This window comes from Thermogutta hypogea (assembly GCF_055386265.1).
On sequence record NZ_AP042425.1, the window covers coordinates 3,959,619 to 3,975,901 of the forward strand.

At 65.9% G+C, this 16,283-nt stretch carries 11 protein-coding genes; 4 read left to right on the plus strand and 7 right to left on the minus strand.

Annotated elements, in window-relative coordinates; all coding sequences use genetic code 11:
• Nucleotides 1-74: 74 nt before the first annotated feature.
• Nucleotides 75-350 (minus strand): hypothetical protein, encoded by a 276-nt coding sequence (locus tag ACZ5B4_RS14295; RefSeq protein WP_464911906.1) that lies wholly within the window; start codon nt 348-350, stop codon nt 75-77.
• Nucleotides 351-643: 293 nt separating this feature from the next.
• Here ACZ5B4_RS14295 and ACZ5B4_RS14300 point away from each other — a divergent pair, with 293 nt between their 5' ends.
• A complete protein-coding gene (locus ACZ5B4_RS14300) occupies nt 644-1,651 on the plus strand; it encodes a zinc ribbon domain-containing protein (RefSeq protein ID WP_464911907.1) in 1,008 nt (335 codons plus the stop codon).
• Nucleotides 1,652-1,696: 45 nt separating this feature from the next.
• On the opposite strand, the gene ACZ5B4_RS14305 is transcribed toward ACZ5B4_RS14300, so the two are convergent.
• Entirely contained in the window at nt 1,697-2,533 is an 837-nt protein-coding gene (locus ACZ5B4_RS14305; protein WP_464911908.1) for a TrmH family RNA methyltransferase, read from the minus strand.
• A gap of 269 nt (nt 2,534-2,802) precedes the next feature.
• Between ACZ5B4_RS14305 and ACZ5B4_RS14310 the strand changes: the two genes are divergently transcribed.
• The gene (locus tag ACZ5B4_RS14310) at nt 2,803-4,065 is read left to right on the plus strand and encodes an ADP-ribosylglycohydrolase family protein (protein ID WP_464911909.1); all 1,263 of its coding nucleotides are present in this window, start codon (nt 2,803-2,805) and stop codon (nt 4,063-4,065) included.
• A 1,048-nt stretch (nt 4,066-5,113) separates the two neighbouring features.
• Here the strand turns inward: ACZ5B4_RS14310 and ACZ5B4_RS14315 are convergent.
• A complete protein-coding gene (locus ACZ5B4_RS14315) occupies nt 5,114-7,315 on the minus strand; it encodes an Hsp70 family protein (protein WP_464911910.1) in 2,202 nt (733 codons plus the stop codon).
• Between the two features lie 693 nt (nt 7,316-8,008).
• Between ACZ5B4_RS14315 and ACZ5B4_RS14320 the strand changes: the two genes are divergently transcribed.
• Nucleotides 8,009-8,242, plus strand: a complete 234-nt coding sequence (locus ACZ5B4_RS14320) for a cold-shock protein (RefSeq protein WP_464911911.1) — start codon at nt 8,009-8,011, stop codon at nt 8,240-8,242.
• Between the two features lie 647 nt (nt 8,243-8,889).
• On the opposite strand, the gene ACZ5B4_RS14325 is transcribed toward ACZ5B4_RS14320, so the two are convergent.
• From ACZ5B4_RS14325 to ACZ5B4_RS14340, 4 genes are all read right to left on the minus strand, one after another.
• On the minus strand, nt 8,890-10,476 hold the full coding sequence (locus tag ACZ5B4_RS14325; RefSeq protein ID WP_464911912.1) for a protein kinase domain-containing protein: 1,587 nt from the start codon (nt 10,474-10,476) through the stop codon (nt 8,890-8,892).
• Nucleotides 10,477-10,624: 148 nt separating this feature from the next.
• Complete coding sequence (locus ACZ5B4_RS14330; protein WP_464911913.1) at nt 10,625-11,617, minus strand: GTPase; 993 nt, start codon at nt 11,615-11,617, stop codon at nt 10,625-10,627.
• Between the two features lie 121 nt (nt 11,618-11,738).
• Entirely contained in the window at nt 11,739-13,895 is a 2,157-nt protein-coding gene (locus tag ACZ5B4_RS14335; RefSeq protein ID WP_464911914.1) for a hypothetical protein, read from the minus strand.
• A gap of 341 nt (nt 13,896-14,236) precedes the next feature.
• On the minus strand, nt 14,237-15,013 hold the full coding sequence (locus tag ACZ5B4_RS14340; RefSeq protein WP_464911915.1) for a PEP-CTERM sorting domain-containing protein: 777 nt from the start codon (nt 15,011-15,013) through the stop codon (nt 14,237-14,239).
• Nucleotides 15,014-15,574: 561 nt separating this feature from the next.
• Between ACZ5B4_RS14340 and araD the strand changes: the two genes are divergently transcribed.
• Nucleotides 15,575-16,282 (plus strand): L-ribulose-5-phosphate 4-epimerase AraD, encoded by a 708-nt coding sequence (gene araD / locus ACZ5B4_RS14345; RefSeq protein WP_464911916.1) that lies wholly within the window; start codon nt 15,575-15,577, stop codon nt 16,280-16,282.
• Nucleotide 16,283: the final 1 nt, after the last annotated feature.

A 16,283-nucleotide genomic window follows, 5' to 3' on the forward strand; every position in this document is an offset into this window, starting at 1 on the left:
TATCACATCCCAGCGGCCGGCGTCGAGGCGACTTCGACCGCCGCCGATGATGAAAAAGAAAAAAAGGGCGGGCCTCAATCGGCGCGGCGAATGACCGTGAATTCGTCCACCGTCACGGCCGACAGTTCGCCGTCCGGCAGCTCCAGCAGGATCACGTCGCTGTAGGTCTGCTCGTCGGCGGAACGGTCGAAATGCAGGCCGTGATGAGCACGCTCGGTGCGCACCACCGTACCCGTGACGGCGGCCTTCCACTTCTTGGAGCCGACTTGCACCAGGTGCTCGACCGTGATCCGATCGCCCACTTTCAATTCGTCGAATCGCGTCACCGACTTGGCTTCGCTGCCGACCATTTCGGCGTACTCCTCCCGGCGGCCTTGCAACGGAACAGGTCTTCCTCGGTCCCTTGCTATTATCATTCTTTCCCCCGGCGGCCCGCAAGGCTAGCTTGGAATGCCGGAATAATGCGGGCGGCTCGACGGCGCGACGCAAGCGGCTCCGACGGCGCGACGCAAGGGTCGAGAAAGCCGCGGCCGCACCGTACAATACGTTGCCGAGGGCCGGCGCCCGATCGCCGAAAGGCGGCGATTCGGAGCGGATCCCGGCCCGGGGCCGTGCGTCGGCGCGATCAGCCGGAGGAGGAATCATGGGCGAAGCAGGTTCCATCACGGGCAAGTGTCCGAGCTGCGGGGTGACGTTTCGCGTGCCGGCGGCGATGCGGGGAAAGCGGGGGAAATGCCCCAAGTGCGGCGAGGTCCTGGAAGTCCCTCGCGATGTCGAAGCGGAGTTCGCCGCACCGGCGCCCGCGGAAACAGGGCCTGATTTCGGGGCCTCCGTCTCGCAGCCGGGCGCTACCGGGGCGATCGGGTCCGGCTTGGGGGCGGGGACGGCTTCGGCCGCGACCCCCGAAAAGGCGTCGGCCTTTTGGCTGCTGTTCGGCATTCTTGGGGGTGCGGCGCTGACGGTCTTGATCGCGGCGGGAGGCGTGCTGCTGTGGCTGCTGTTGCGTCCGCAGCCGGTGGCGCAGCAAGCGCCGATGCCCGTTCCCGCGGCCCCCGCGGCCGTCGCGCAACCCGCCTTCGATCCCGCCGTGGCCGAGGCGACGTCGCGGTTTTGGGAGGACTTCCAGCGGAGGTTGGCGATGCTGGAGGAGCGGACGCGGGGATTCGGCGCCGCGGCCGGGCCGGCCGCCCTCTTGGAAGGGGCCGCCCTCCGCCAAGCCGCCGACGAGATCGGGCAATTCCTGACCTCCCTGAAAGACGTCGATCGCACGAACGTGGACCCGCAAGCCCTCCAGGCCGCCGACGAGGCGATTCAAACCCTGACCTCGTTGGGCGAGCGTTTGGGCCGCGCCGCCGAGGCCATGAAGCAGTGGTCGGAACGGCAGCAGCAGATGGTCCTGGACCTCTCGATGGGGCAGATTCCCGAGGGGGGCGCGCTGCCGGGGCTGAACGATCAGGCCGTGCAAGGCGTGGTCGGCGACTTCGCGGAGATCGTGCGGCAGGCCCAGGCCGTGAAGGCGCGGCTGGCCGCCGTGGCCGAGCAGTTGTCCGCCCGTTACCAACGGCCGTTCAGCGGGGCTGCGCCGGCGGCCTTGCCGGCCGGGGGTGCCTCGGGCGGTTTGCCTCCGCCGCCCGCCCCGCCCGCCGGATGACCTGCCGCCGCTTTGCCCGGCCCGTCGCGGCGAAGACGGCCGCCTTTACGCCCTGTCGCCCGATGCCTTCCTGCGGGAGAGCGCGGCCCGGCGAAACTCGTACAAAAAGACCCCCGTCGCCACGCCCAGGTTCAGCGAGTCCACTTCCGGCGTCATGGGGATGGTCACTTGGGAGTCGCACAATTCCAGCCACGGGCCCAGACCCTCGGTCTCGTGGCCCAGCATCAACACGCAGGGAAAGGGGCAGTTGAAGTCGGGCAAGGGGACGGCCGATTCGCTCAGCACCGTGGCCGCCAAATGCAGGCCGTAGCGCCCCTTGAGCGCCTTGAGATCGGCGTGCAGATCGCTCGTCTTGGCGATGGGGACCGCCGTGACCGCTCCCATGGATACCCGCAGCGCCCGGCGCGTGAACGGGTCGCAGCACCGCTCGCCCAACAGGACGCCGCCGACGCCGAAGGCCGCCGCCGAACGAAACACCAGCCCCAGGTTTTCCGGCTTCGTCACTTCGGGACAGACGACCCAAATCGGATCGTCCTTCCACGGGCGGGCGAAGAGTTGCTCGGGCGAGCGAAAGGGTTTGCGGCGGCCGACCGCCAAGATGCCTTGGTGAAACTTGTATCCGACCACCGCGTACAGCAGGCGGCGATCACCCACGTAGAGCGGGATCGAGTCGGGGATGCGATCCGCGAACTCGTCCAGGTGATCGGCCGCCATCAAGACCGATGCGCAGGCGTATTCGCTGTGCAGCAGGCGCTCCGTGACGAACCAGCCCTCGGCGATGAACAGGGCCTCGCCGCGGAGCGTCCGTTCCGGCAGGTTGCGGTACGGCGCCAGCCGCGGGTCGTCGATGTCGTCAACCGGCTCGTAGGATCGCGAGGTCATGGGAGCAACGTCGAGGCGAGGGGATCGCCCGGCGGCGCAGCGCCGTCGGGCCGCGGCGGTGAACACCTCTCGATTGTCCTCCGCCGGCCGCGAGGCGGAAGGGGTACCGCCGCGGGCGCCGTTCGGCGAAAGGAGTGATGAAAGGATTGCATCGCGGTCATGCGGCATCTAAATTGAATCGCGATACGCGGCGATCCGTCCCGCCCTTGCGGGATAGGTGTTTTTTCGCGCGTCGAAACGAACCTAAGTGCCGATCGGGGATGAGTGTCATGCGACGAACATGTTGGCCGGTGTGGCTGGGAGTCTTGGCGATGTTGCTTCCCGCCTCTCGATCGATCCGCGGCGAGGAGTTTCGCCGACTGCCTTTGGCGGAATATCGCGACAAGATGGAGGCAGCCTGGCTGGGGCAAATGGCGGGAGTCGGCTGGGGCGGACCGACGGAGTTCCACGCCCAAGGCCGCATCTTGCGCGAGGACGAGATGCCCGCCTGGAAGCCCGAAATGATCAACCAGTTCCACCAAGACGACCTCTACGTGGAGATGACCTTCCTACGCACCTTGGAGCAATACGGCTGGGACGTGTCCCTGAAACAGGCGGGGATCGACTTCGCCAATAGCCGCTATCCGCTGTGGCACGCCAATCGCAACGGGCGAGACAACCTGCGCTCGGGGATCGCGCCGCCGGATTCCGGCCACCCCGCCTTCAACCACCATGCGGACGACATCGACTACCAGATCGAGGCCGATTTCTCGGGGATCATTGCGCCGGGGATGCCCAACGCCGTGATCGAGCTGGGCGAGAAGTTCGGCCGGCTGATGAATTACGGCGACGGCCTGTACGGCGGCCAGTTCGTGGGAGGGATGTATGCCGAGGCCTTTTTCGAGAGCGACCCCGTCCGCATCGTGGAGGCCGGTCTCCGCTGCATCCCCGCCGAAAGCCAATACGCCGAGTGCATCCGCGACGTGCTGGCCTGGTGGCGGCAGACGCCCGACGACTGGGAGGCCGTTTGGAAAAAGATCAACGACAAGTATCACCTCAACCCCGACTATCGCCGCGCCTCCTGTAGCAAGGGCGACTTCAACATCGACGCCAAGATCAACGGCGCGTTCATCGTGATGGGCCTTTTGTACGGCCGCGGCGACATCGACCGGACCATCATCATCTCCACCCGCTGCGGGCAGGATTCGGACTGCAATCCCTCCAACGCGGCGGGCATCCTGTTCACCACGCTGGGCATGTCCAAGGTGCCGGAACGCTTTACCTCCGCCCTCGACCGCGACACCGTCTTCTCGCACACCGAATACAACTTCGACCGCCTGATTCGGGTCTGCGAAAAGCTGGCCAAGGAAGCCGTCGTGCGGCAGGGCGGGCGCATCGAACGGGATGCGGACGGCAACGGGGTGCTGCTGATACCCGTTAAGGAACCCAAGCTGGGACCGCTGGAGCAGTGCTGGGAACCCGGTCCGGTCGCCGATAGCCGCTACACCGACGAAGAAAAGGCCAAGATCCTCTACCCGCCGGGAGAGCGTTGATCGCGGCGATCGCGTTGATACCGCGGGGCGTCATTCACCCCGGGTAGCGCCGTGGACACCTCCAGCTTACGCTGGAGGCTCGGGCGCTTGCGCGCCGCGTTTTCGTTCGGCGCTTGTTCACGAGCCGCCGGCGTTAGCCGGCGGTGGAGTTCTGGGCAGCGCTGAAACACCTCCAGCTTACGCTGGAGGCTCGGGCGCTTGCGCGTTGCGCGCTTGTTCACGAACCGGCGAGACCGTTTGCGAGAAGAAAACAAAAAAGGGCACTCCGGCCGCCGGCGGCGACGACATCGGTGACGGTGAGCCCGACATATCACGGGGGCGCCGTGATCCCGCCTTGTGTGATCCGCCCACGACCGAAGTCGTGCGACGGCTATACACGCCGCGGAATGCTTACCGGGGGACGGCTCCCATCGGGCAAATTATCGACTCTCCGTCAATACCTCGTCATCACGCACGGGGCGGAGTGCCGCGTTTCGTGATCGCCCGGCGCGTTCCGGCGATGCTTGCCGATCGCCGCCGAGCGGATTCCATCTCTCAAGGCAACCGTAGCATAGCATATTGCGGGCGGCCGCTCAAGCTCTCCGGTCGGCGAATCGACCGATCGCGGCGATACCGCGGGGCGTCGTTCACCCCGGGTAGCGCCGTGGACACCTCCAGCTTACGCTGGAGGCTCGGGCACTTGCGCGCCGCGTTTTCGTTCGGCGCTTGTTCACGAGCCGCCGGCGTGAGCCGGCGGTGGAACCCGCCGCTGGAACCCCGGGTAGCGCTGAGACACCTCCAGCTTACGCTGGAGGCTCGGGCGCTTGCGCGTTGCGTTTTCGTTCGGCGCTTGTTCACGAGCCGCCGGCGTGAGCCGGCGGTGTTACTGCGCCGCCAACCCGAGCCGCCGGCGTGAGCCGGCGGTGGAGTCCTGGGTAGCGCCGTGGACACCTCGGGCTTACGCCCGAGGCTCTAAGAACACCTCCAGCTTACGCTGGAGGCTCGGAGGGGCCCGCTGGAGGCTCCAAGACCATCTCCAGCGATCAACGCGGGCAGGCCCGCCGCGGACCTACGGCCGAATCCGCAGGAGCGGGCTGTCGGGAACGAAGTAGCGGATAAGCAGATAGCCCAGCAAAAGCCCCAGCACGCTCGACAGGACGAAGCCGGTTAGCCCGATCACCCAACTTGGGACGGAGCCTCCCCAGGGCAAGACCACCTGACGGCCGCGACGGCGATTCCGCTCGGATTCGGGGTCCGCCGCCACGAGCGGTTCCGACGCGGCGACGCGGGCGTGTTGCGAGGCGTCGAGGAAGAATCGGTCCATGACCGGTCCTACGGCCGCAGGCCGATCAACCGCCGCATCCTCGGCCGGACCTGCCTCAGGCCGGGCGGGAGCGGTCGCGCTCAGCAGCATTTCCCGGGTCACCACGGGGCGCTCCCTCCGGAAGAGCGGTTCCACGGTCGGCGGTTCGGCTTCGCGGCGGGCGTCCTCGAAGTCTGGGGCGGATGGAGTCGGAGGCGGGGTTTGCAGTTGCAGCCGGGGGCGTCGTCCCAGTTTCTCGGCGGCGGCCAGACGTGGATGCTCTCTCCCCGGCGGCTCGACGATCGCCGCGGCCGCAGACGCACCGTCCGAGCGATCCTCGCCGTCCGCCGGCACCGCGACGCACGCATCGGGCGCCGCGGCTTGAGGGGCATCGTCGGGAGCAATCGCCCGATCCAGGCGGCGGTCCGTGCCGAGGGAGGCGGGCGACTCCAAGAAGTCCCGCCATTGCCGCACGCTCTGCGGGTTCAAGCCGGTCTCGCGACGCAATTCCGTTTCCGCCCGGCAATCGGTATCCGGGACCTCGGCGTGGATTCGCCAGCGGCCGTCGGTCGGACATTGAAAGACCACGCGAATGGGCCGCCCCTTGGGAAGATCCGGGGGCAAGCCGCCGATCACGACTTCCCCCAAGGGCACAAGTGCTCCGCCCGCCGCCCCGCTCCCCTCCCAAATCCGAAACGCGATGGAGCGTTGGCCGTCGCACTCCGTGCAAAAGATCTTTTCCACTTCGACGGGCAAGACGGTCTCGGGGGGGACGATGGGGATGGGCCGCGGGCTTCCGTCGCGGGGGTCGCGGGTCTCCATCCACAAGCCTTGCGAGGCGGTTTCGCGAATCCGCCAGCCCGCGTCGTCGTCGCCCGTCAACAATCCTCGACGCAACCATTCCCCGAAAACGGCGGCGCCGCGGGCGACGGCCTCGTCGGGCGGGAACGGTCGCAGCAGCGGCTTGCCCGACAGTTGTTCCAGCATTTCGCCGACGGCGGGCATGCGCACCGCTCCGCCCACCGCCAGCACCCCGTCCAAGCCGTCCCAGCCGATGCCGGCCCGATCCAACAGCCGTTCCGTGAGCGTCCGGGTACGGCGGAGCAAATCGGCGGAGATGTCCTCGAACTCATCGCGGTCGAGCACGGTCTGAAAGCTCCGCCCGGCCAGTTCGATCAGCACGGTCGTTCGCCGTCGAAACGAGAGCGCGTGCTTGGCCTCCACGGCGGCCGGGTAGACTCGCGACCAGACCGAGGCATCGTAGCGGGGATCGGGCAGCCCTTGGAGGGCCAGCTTATCGGCCAGCCACTCCACCAGGCGGACATCCCAATCGTAGCCGCCGAACTGAATTTCGGCATCGGCGGCGAGGGTGCGGCAGCCGCCGGGCTTGAGCCGCATGACCGCCGTCTTGAAGGCCGAAGCCCCCAGATCGTACACCAACAGCCGCAAGGGCGGGAAGTCGGCCCGCGGATCGTGCAGCCTTCCGAGCGACTCGGCCAAGGCCAGCACGGCGGCCGTCGGTTCGTTCACCAAGCCCAGGCACTGCCAGCCGGCGATCTCCATGGCGTCGGCGGCGGCCTTGCGTCGGGCATCGTCGAAATACCAGGGGACGGCGGCGGCTGCGGGGAGTGCCGCGCCCGTCTCCCGCTCCACGTCCTCCCGCAATTTGCGGAGCACGCACGCCAAAATGACCTCCGGCGGAAGCCTCCGCCCACGAATCGACCGGCTGTACCAACTCGCTCCCAGCTCGCGTTTGATCCACAGGGCGGTCTCGTCGGGAAACAGCAGGGCGGATCGGGCGGCCTCCTCCCCCACTAGGATTTCCCCCTCCGCCAGGCGAACCACGGTGGGAGTGAAGCAGCGCCCCAGCGGGTCGGGAACCATCCGCGTGCGACCGTCGGTCGTCCGGACGGCTGCGGCCGAGTTTCCCGCTCCAATGTCGATGCCTGCCGCCGTGGCCGAGATCATGATCCAAAGGCAATCAGAAAGTCCGAACTCGTTCTCGCGTCATCGCACTTTCGGTGCCGGAGCGACGACCGCTGCGTCATGCCCTTTCATTCGACGCCGATTCCCCGGCCGAGGATTCCCGCGGTGCGGACGATCCGCGCGGCGGTCCCCCCGTCGTTGCCGGCGGGGCCTCCCGGAACGACCCTCTTGAGCATAGCACGATCGCGCGAAAGGGACCAATGCGGGCGGGACGGGCGGTGCGGACCGGCTCGGCGACCGATCTGCGAGCCGGGCGAATCGGCGGGCGTGCGACTTGGAGTAACCCCTCTACGGAGCTAGCACCCGATGCGTGGCGAGGTTTTTCGCGAAAGAATCGGACGCCGTGCGCCGAATATTGGGTCAAAATCGGATTTTGCCTCTTGCCGAGGTACCGCGCGGAGGTTACATTTTATGCTGCTTAAACGTTCGATCGGTCCGAGCCGCTGTGGTCTCGGGGTCGGACGGCGGTTTTTCGGCGGTTTCCGGCCGTTCCGGCAAAACACGAGGTCTTCTGCGTCCTTCGAATCCCCCAGTCGCCCCGTTCCTCGAGGACGGGCCCGCCTCGGATGATCGGAATCGCCGAATCTCGAAGTTCTGCCGTCAACCAGCGAGACCGACCGAAAGCGTGAAGGTGCGGGTAGTAGCCCGCGAGTGTTTTTCGAGGAGTGGCTCGTAATGGCCGAGGGTGTTATCAAGAAGTTGGTCGTGGATCGTGGCTTTGGTTTTATCCAGGCTACCTCCGGGGGCTCCATGCGGAAGTCGGATGTATTCTTCCACTTCTCCGCGGTCCAAGGTTCTCGTTTCGAGGACCTGCATGAAGGTCAGGATGTGGAATTCGAGATCGGTTCGGATTCCCCCGGCCAGGGTCGTGGCAAGGGGCCTCGCGCGGTGAGCGTGCGACCTCGCTGAATGAGCCGCCGGAATGCCGGCGTGCCTCCGCCGCTCGAACACGTTCAAGTTGAAATTCCAGCCGATTCGACCCCTCGGTAAGTCGAGCTTTGCTTCGCTTCGAAGAGACGTAGCCGGATTAGGAAGGCTTCCAACGAGATTCGGCGGCGAACCGTCATCAGCACATGCAAGGTTCCGGACGAAGGTTGACGCCGTCGTCCGGAACCTTCGTTTCTTGTCCGGCGCTTGCGCGTCGCATTTTCATTCGGCGCTTGTTCATGAGCCGCCGGCGTGAGCCGGCGGTGGAATTCGGTGGTGAACCCCGGGTAGCGCCGTGGACACCTCCAGCTTACGCTGGAGGCTCGAAGACCACCTCCAGCTCACGCTGGAGGCTCCATGCAAACGCATACGCGAACAAATACTCGAGCCGCCGGCGTGAGCCGGCGGTGGAACCCGGCGGCGGAACCCTGGGTAGCGCTGAAACACCTCCAGCTAACGCTGGAGGCTCCATGCAAACGCATACGCGAACAAATACCCGAGCCGCCGGCGTGAGCCGGCGGTGGAGTCCGGCGGTGGAACCCTGGGTAGCGCTGTAACACCTCCAGCTTACGCTGGAGGCTCCAAGTACACCTCCAGCTTACGCTGGAGGCTCCAAGTACACCTCCAGCTTACGCTGGAGGCTCCGGCGGGCCGTTCTCGCCCGGTCGGGGCAGCGATTTGAGCCACTCGTCCCACTGCTGAACGTCCATGGGACCGAGCCGTTCGCGGATCGTGCGGATCGAGAAATCGAGCATCCGCTGGATCAACGGATCGCGGATATGATCGCGGATCGGCCAAAGCGGATTGAGGGCCTCGGAGGCTTCGCGGTAGCGGTTCTTCAGCGTCAGCACGCCGACCCGGCCGGCCAGGCCGAAGGCCTTTTGCTCGATCTCGCTGTCGTCGGAGGCGGCCAACTCGTCGAACACCGCCAAGGCGTCGTCCAGCCGGTCCTCGCGGAGGTAGATTTGCGCCAGCCGCATCTTGGCCTGGGAGGTCCAGAACGATTTCTCGGGGAAGTACTCGATGACCGCGCGCCAAGCCTGCTCCGTGCCGATCTGATTCGCGTAGAGGAGCTGCCCCAGCACCGTCTCCTGCCGCGGCACGTCGAGGGAGGTCGTTTGCGGTTGAGCCAGCAGGGGCGTCTCATGCGTGCGGTAATACCCGATCAACAGGCCGGCCGCGACGGCCGCCGCCCAGATCGGCGACCAGATCAGCAGGAATCGCCGTTGCCGCTGCGACGTCCGGCGGATCGCCCGTTCCAGCTCTCCCAGGGCCTTCGCCGAAGCGACGGTCGCGTATTCGGCGGTTTCCAACTCGGGAAGCGAGCCGGGCCAATCGTCCGCCACGTGCTCGGCGTAAATCCGCCGCAGTTGCGAGAGCAACACCTTGGCGGAAGAGAACCGCTGCTCCGGCGTCTTGGCCATCATCTGGTGCACGGTGCGGCACAAAGCCGGCGGCAGATCGGGCCGATGATTCTCCAGCGGGTCGGGATTCTTCTTGAGGTGTTGCACGGCCACCGCCAGCGGCGTGTCGCCCCGGAAGGGCGGCTCACCCGCCAGCATGTGGTAGCAGGTCACGCCCAGCGAATAGATGTCGCTGCGAGCATCGAGCGGCCGGCCCTCGATCTGCTCGGGGCTCATGTACAGCGGCGTGCCCATGGTCATCCCCACCCGGGTCAGCTCGACGCCTTCTTCGCCGGGTCGCAGGCGTGCCAAGCCGAAGTCCGCCACCTTGACCTCCAAGGCGTGCGTGATGAGGATGTTCTCCGGCTTGATGTCGCGGTGGACGATGCCGTGCTCCGCCGCCTTGGCCAGGGCCGCGGCGGCCTGGCGCATGATGATCAGCGCGGTGCGCAAATCGGGCGGACCGTTCTTTTGCAGCCATTGCCGCAAGTTCACTCCCGGTACGTACTCCACCGCGATGTAGTGCAGATCCTCCCGATTGCCGACCTCGAAAATCTGCACGATGTTGGGGTGGACCAGGCGGGCCACGGCTTGGGCCTCGCGGCGGAATCGCCGCACGTAGGTCGGGTCCCGCGCCAATTCCGGCCGCAGGATCTTCAGCGCCACCTGCCGCTTGAGCGACAACTGCTCCGCCTGGTAGACCTCCGCCATGGCGCCGACCCCGATGCGGCGCAGGATGTCGAAGTCCCCGATCCTCCGCCCGGCCAGATCGGGCATCCCGCCGAATTCGCCGACCTCACCGTCTTTCGCCATGAACCCACCGCTTGCTGAACGCGATACCCCGCGCGCCGTCACCCTCCGGACGGACTCCGCAGCCGAAAACCCCCGCCGGCCCCGGAAGTGAACTCAACTGTAAGTCTAGTCGGGCGAAGCGGAGAAAGCCACGGCAAAGACCCCGCGGTCACACGTGCAGCTCCACGATGTCCTTGTCTTGCAGCACGTAGTCCCCTTTGACCACCGTGCCGTCGTGCACGGCGGAGCCCCACACCCGGGCGAACTTCAGGTTCTGCGCCAGCTCCTTGTGAACCTCCTCCGCCATGTCCAAGACGGTGCTCCCGCGGCGGAAGGTGAACGGCCGCTCCAAATCCGGCTGCTTGGCCGTCGGCAGCTTGGAGTACACGCGGACCACGTCTAGGCTGCGATAGATCGCGTCCCGCAAGGCCTCCAGGCCGATCCCCTTTTCGGCCGAGATCGGGTACTCCGGAAAATCGAGCGGTACCAGTTCGTGCAGCAGCTCCAGGCGGACGGGGGCCTCTTCCAGGTCCATCTTGTTGGGGACCAAGAATGCCCGAGTGTACGACAGGCCCACGTCGTCCTCATCCAAGTACGACTGGGCGCTGAGCCGCGTTTTGGTCTTGCTCAGCTTGTCCAAGACCGCTTGGCAATCCTCGATCCCCTCGTCGCTGCCCAGGTCCACCAGCAGCAGCGCCAAATCGGCGCTGCGGATCAGGCCGTGCATGTAGGGTTCGAAGTAGTCGGGAGTGACGGGCGGGGTGTCGATGAGTTGCACGAAGACGTCCTCCCAGGGCATCATGCCGGGGATCGGGGTCTTGGTGGTGAAGGGGTAGGGGGCGACCTCGGGCGTGGCCCGGGTCAACGCCCGCAAAAGCGCGCTCTTGCCCGCGTTCGGGCCGCCCAGCAGAATCGCCGTGCCCGCCCCTTGCCGCGGAATGCGAATGCCGCGGGTCTTGCGTCCGGTGCTCCGCTCGCTTTGAAGCTGCTTCTTGACCTCGCTGATCTTACGCTTCAGCTCGGCCTGGAGCTTGTCGGTCCCCTTGTGCTTGGGGATCTCCTGAAGCATGATTTGGAGCCATTTCAGCTCCTCTTCCGGCGTACCGGCGCGTCGGTATTCCTCCTCCGCTTTCAGGTACTGGGGCGTCAGATTGGCCGGCATGGTGGCGGGTGAGCAATCTCCAAGGGACCGTGGGAAGCGGCAATCCGGGGCCTACGACCGCTGAGAACCCCAGTTTACCGCCTGCCGCGCGGTCCAACCAGCCCGCACGCCGTCGAGCCGGTCACGGCGCCGCCTTCTTGCTCACCATCAGCCGGACTTCTTGCCCGGCCGGGATGCGGACCGAATAGCCCTCCCAGGCTTGCGGTCCCGCCAAGACCGCTCCCTCGCCCGAACCGTCCCGAATCTCCACGCTCTCCGCCGAGCCGACGGTGAGCCATTCCGGAAACTGGTTGATGCGGGGATAATCCAGCGGCAGACGGAAGTAGTCGCGGTGGCGGGGCCGATCGAAAATCAGTTTGCCCTGCCAATCCTCCTTCGCCCAGAGCGAGACGTAGTACGTTTCCCCGGCCTGAACAGCGCCCAGGCACACATCCGGTCGCCACGGTGCGAGGCGCAGGCCCTGCGTCTTCCAGAAGGCGTACATGATGGCGGTGCGGGCGACGTTGCCGTCGCCGTGCCAGCCCTCGATGATGCCGTCCGGCCCTTGCCCCCGCCACATGTCGCCGATTTCGCCGTCCATCCAATCCGCGGCCGCCGCGGCGGGTTCGCGATTGTACAGATTGAGGGCTCCCTCGATCGAATCGGCGTATTCGTCTGCCACGCCGCCCCAGTCATAGTCCTTCAGTTCCGGCAGGCGGCTCAGCGCAAAGCGGACGGCCTCGCGATATTCCGGAACGCGGTCGATCAAATAGACGGTATAGATGCCGTTATAGGTGTATCCCCAAGTATCGCAAATGCCGGGATCGTGCTCGCCGGTCTTGGGGCGGATGCTGTTGTAGAGCATTCCCCGCTCGTCGCGGCCCACCGCCAGGATGCGATCGCACATCTCGCGGATGGGGGCCTGATATCGGGCCTTCTTTTCGGGCCGGGCGAAGGACGTCGCCGCGTACAATTCGCACAGCCCCGACACGATCTCGCAGCCGTGGTCGCGGAGCCGCAATTGGTCGAAGTCTCGCGTGGGATGGCGATCGCCCAGCAGATAATAGTCGCCCAAGCGAATCGCATAGTCCAGGTAGCGCGCATCGCCGGTCATCCAGTAGAGGCGGGAAAGGACCTGGAGCTGTTCGCCGTTGATCTCCACGTTTTCCGACGGAATGGGACCGGCCGGCGAGGAGACGGGAGCCGCCCGCCAAAGGCCGTCCGTCAGTTCCAGCAGGCGGTCCGCCCAGGGACTGGGGCCCAGATACTCGGTCAAGGGCAATAGGCCGTCCTTGGCGTATTCCGACGCCCCGAAGATGATCCGTCCCAAGTCCGGCTCGGGTCGGAGGAAGGCCTGCCGCGAGAAGGACCAGGCGTCGGGCAGCCGCTCCAGCCGCGCCGTGATGCGCGACTCGGTTTCCAGGATCGCCTTCATCCGTCCCGCAAAGACCTCGGGATCGGTGAGGTAGGCGGTGAGGACCATGAAGGGGTAGTTGTCGGCGGCCGCATCCTCCGCGTTCCAATAGTCGCGCGATTCCCGCAAATTGCGGGGAATCAAACCCGTGGTCGGATCCGCCTGCTCCAGCCATCCGTGCAGGTAGCGCCGGCTGCGGAAGAATTGCTCGTTGGCGCGGAGGCCGTTCCGGCGCGCGTGACGAAAGGCCGCCTCTTGCGGGTCGGCGTCGTCGGGTTCGGGCAGGGGCGTTTCCCACAGGGCCTTCATCTCGGGAAAGGCGTCCGCCAGGCCGCCGCGACCGCGTGCGGCGACATCTCGGCGCGTGAGCGTTACCTTCACTTGGGGCAGCGCGTCGTCGGGGATCGGCCGGTCGCCGATCGCCAAGACCCGGTAGCCCGCGAAAAACGCCGCCGTGCCTCGCGCCGGTCTTAGGCGGATGTCGTAGGCTTCCACGCCTCCCGGCAAACGAAACGCCGGCTCGACGAAGCCCGCGCCTCCGGAGTAGGAGATCGGTACCGGCCGGCGGTTGATCTCCATCAGGGCCGTGCGCTGATCGCCCTTACATCCCGCCGTGAGACGCAGGATCAAGCCCTCGGCGGGGACGGGCCGGATTTCCAACCGAATGTCGTACCGTTCCAACCAGACGTAAGGCGTGTCTTGGTAGACCTGGGACGGATCGGCCGGATCGCGGAACGCGCCCTCGGCCAGGACGCGCTCTTCGTCGTCGCCGGCGGCGAGGCTCGGCACCGCGCAGGCCGCGCAAAACATCAGCAACCAAGGGCAGAGGTACCGGTGTCGCCCGCTTGCCCAAGACGATGCCGGCTCGATCCGCTTCGCTCTCATGTTCGGACCTCCTCGTAGCGGTTCCCGCCCGGCGGCAAGGGTCCGGTTGTGTACCGCGCGTCCGGCCGTCGGGCCGCCGTTCGTCCACGAGTGTAGCAAGCTGCGCGGGGCATGCAAGCGGCGGAGAGGTGCTGCGCGTCGCGTTTTCATTCGGCGCATAATCACGAGCCGCCGGCGTGAGCCGGCGGTGGACGTGAACCGGTGGTGGGAGCATTTGCAGCTGCGGTATCGCGGAGTGGCAACAAAAGAAGCGTGCGGGGCAGTCTCCCACACGCTTCTCGAGTTTCGCTCAAAATCGGCCCATCGGCGGCGATTCGGCAGGACGCCGACGGCGTCGTGAATCACGCTTTGCCGCGCAGCTTACGCCGGCGGACGAAGCCCCAACCCGCTCCGACCAGGCCGAGACCGCCCAAAGCTACCATGGACGCCGGCTCGGGAACGGCGTTGACCTTCATCGATACCGCACCCAAATCATCACCGGAGCTGTTGTACACCGCCAAGCGGAACGTGTACTGGCCGTTGACGTTCGGGTTGAACGCAACACTCGGTGCATCGATTGTCCCGAATGTCGAGGAGGCATCGGATGCGAGGAAGCTCATTGCGAGATTCCAAGAATCTTGGGAGGGACTGGGAAGCCCGGAGCTGCCGAAGCTGACGGAACCGTGATCTGAAGCATCAGTGCCTGTGCCGGGGTCGAAATCATACAAGAGTTTGACCGTATAAAGCGACGTATTATTGACAGGGTTCTTATTATTATCCAAAACCGCGACGTAGAAAGCGAAATTCCATCTGGCGTAGTTTTGGTCCGGGCCAGTTCCGCCGAATTTGCCTGACTCCACCCAATAAATCGGGTCGTTGGGGTCGGCGGTCGCACCGTAACTATACCTTCCGTGCGCCCGCATCGCGATACGGATGAAATAATCATTGGTATTATCGTAGATTTCTTTATAGGCGCTGTTCGCTGTAGGGATGCCGGACCCTCCCCAGGTGACGCCCCATGATCCCACGTCGCCATAGAGGGCACCGCTTTCGGGAACGGTGATTGCCGCCCCGAATGCCGTCTGGACCGCACACCAAGTGCCCAGGACGGCGCCCAGAATCATCGCTGCTCGTCTCATCGTGCACCTCTTCTTTCGAGACACTGTCCGCGAACAAGGATTGGGGATGGAAACGGCAGGCCGGCCCGGAGGGATTCCTCGTCGAGACAATGCTTGCCCGCTTCGTCCTGCTCCCTGTTCCTTGAAAAAGTACCCCTTATCCTAGCATCCGATTTTAAACGCCCGACCGGCAAAGTCAAGCACATTCCGTAAATTCCGCTTGCGGTGGAACTTCGGTGCGGTTCACCTCCAGCTTACGCTGGAGGCTCCGGCGCCGCGCGTCGCGTTTCATTCGGCGCTTATTCACGAGCCGCCGGCGTAAGCCGGCGGTGGGTGTGAGCCGGTGGTGGACGTTTGGCGGCCTTCCGCTTGCGGCGGCCAAGGCCGACGTCTATTCTGTTAAGATTGTGTGCCGCCGGCTAAGATTGAGTACCGGCCCGACGCGGCATCGGTTTCCGACGCATGTCGGCCGTCCGTTTCCGTCGCATGTCCGGCGGCGGGGCGGAGGTCGAGTCTCGTTCTTCGTTCTGTTCGGTGCGAGCATAAGTCCGCGCTCCCCGCGGTGGAGGATCGCTCCTTCCCATGTGGCAAGAACTGCGAGAAAGGACGGCCGAGGCCAATCGCCGACTGGCCGAATGGAGGCTGGCTCCGTTGACGTGGGGGAACGTCAGCGGCATCAGCGGGGATCGGCGCGTGATCGCGATCAAGCCCAGCGGCGTTCCCTACGAGGAGTTGACGCCGGACAAGATCGTGTTGGTGGACGCGTCGGGCGGCGTCGTGGAGGGGAATCTGCGGCCGTCCAGCGACACGCCCACGCACCTAGAGCTGTACCGAGCCTTTCCTTCGGCGGGCGGCATCTGCCATACCCACAGCCGCTACGCGACGGTCTTCGCCCAGTTGCGTCGCGGACTGGCTTGTTACGGGACGACGCACGCCGATCATTTTGCGGGCGAGGTCCCGGTTACGCGACCCTTGACACCGGACGAGGTGAACCGCGAGTATGAGGCGGCGACGGGCCGGGTGATCGTGGAGTGCTTTCAGCGGTTGGGGCTGGATCCGGCGGCGGTGCCGGGGGTGTTGGCGGCGGGGCACGGACCGTTCGTGTGGGGCAAAGACCCTCTGCAAGCGGTCGAAAACGCCCTGGCGTTGGAAGAGATCGCGGCGATGGCCTGGGCCATGGCGGCCTGCGGCGGCCCGCTCCCACCCCTGGAAGATCATATTCTGAAAAAGCACTTTGAGCGGAAGCACGGGCCGGCGGCGTACTACGGTCAGTCGCCGGGTACCACGTAGA

Excerpts from the sequence above, each read along its gene's own strand:
- ACZ5B4_RS14340 (WP_464911915.1), bottom strand. The coding sequence starts at position 15,013 with ATGAGACGAGCAGCGATGATTCTGGGCGCCGTCCTGGGCACTTGGTGT.
- ACZ5B4_RS14335 (WP_464911914.1), bottom strand. The coding sequence starts at position 13,895 with ATGAGAGCGAAGCGGATCGAGCCGGCATCGTCTTGGGCAAGCGGGCGA.
- ACZ5B4_RS14320 (WP_464911911.1), top strand. The coding sequence starts at position 8,009 with ATGGCCGAGGGTGTTATCAAGAAGTTGGTCGTGGATCGTGGCTTTGGT.
- ACZ5B4_RS14325 (WP_464911912.1), bottom strand. The coding sequence starts at position 10,476 with ATGGCGAAAGACGGTGAGGTCGGCGAATTCGGCGGGATGCCCGATCTG.
- ACZ5B4_RS14315 (WP_464911910.1), bottom strand. The coding sequence starts at position 7,315 with ATGATCTCGGCCACGGCGGCAGGCATCGACATTGGAGCGGGAAACTCG.
- ACZ5B4_RS14310 (WP_464911909.1), top strand. The coding sequence starts at position 2,803 with ATGCGACGAACATGTTGGCCGGTGTGGCTGGGAGTCTTGGCGATGTTG.
- araD (WP_464911916.1), top strand. The coding sequence starts at position 15,575 with ATGTGGCAAGAACTGCGAGAAAGGACGGCCGAGGCCAATCGCCGACTG.
- ACZ5B4_RS14330 (WP_464911913.1), bottom strand. The coding sequence starts at position 11,617 with ATGCCGGCCAATCTGACGCCCCAGTACCTGAAAGCGGAGGAGGAATAC.
- ACZ5B4_RS14295 (WP_464911906.1), bottom strand. The coding sequence starts at position 350 with ATGGTCGGCAGCGAAGCCAAGTCGGTGACGCGATTCGACGAATTGAAA.
- ACZ5B4_RS14300 (WP_464911907.1), top strand. The coding sequence starts at position 644 with ATGGGCGAAGCAGGTTCCATCACGGGCAAGTGTCCGAGCTGCGGGGTG.
- ACZ5B4_RS14305 (WP_464911908.1), bottom strand. The coding sequence starts at position 2,533 with ATGACCTCGCGATCCTACGAGCCGGTTGACGACATCGACGACCCGCGG.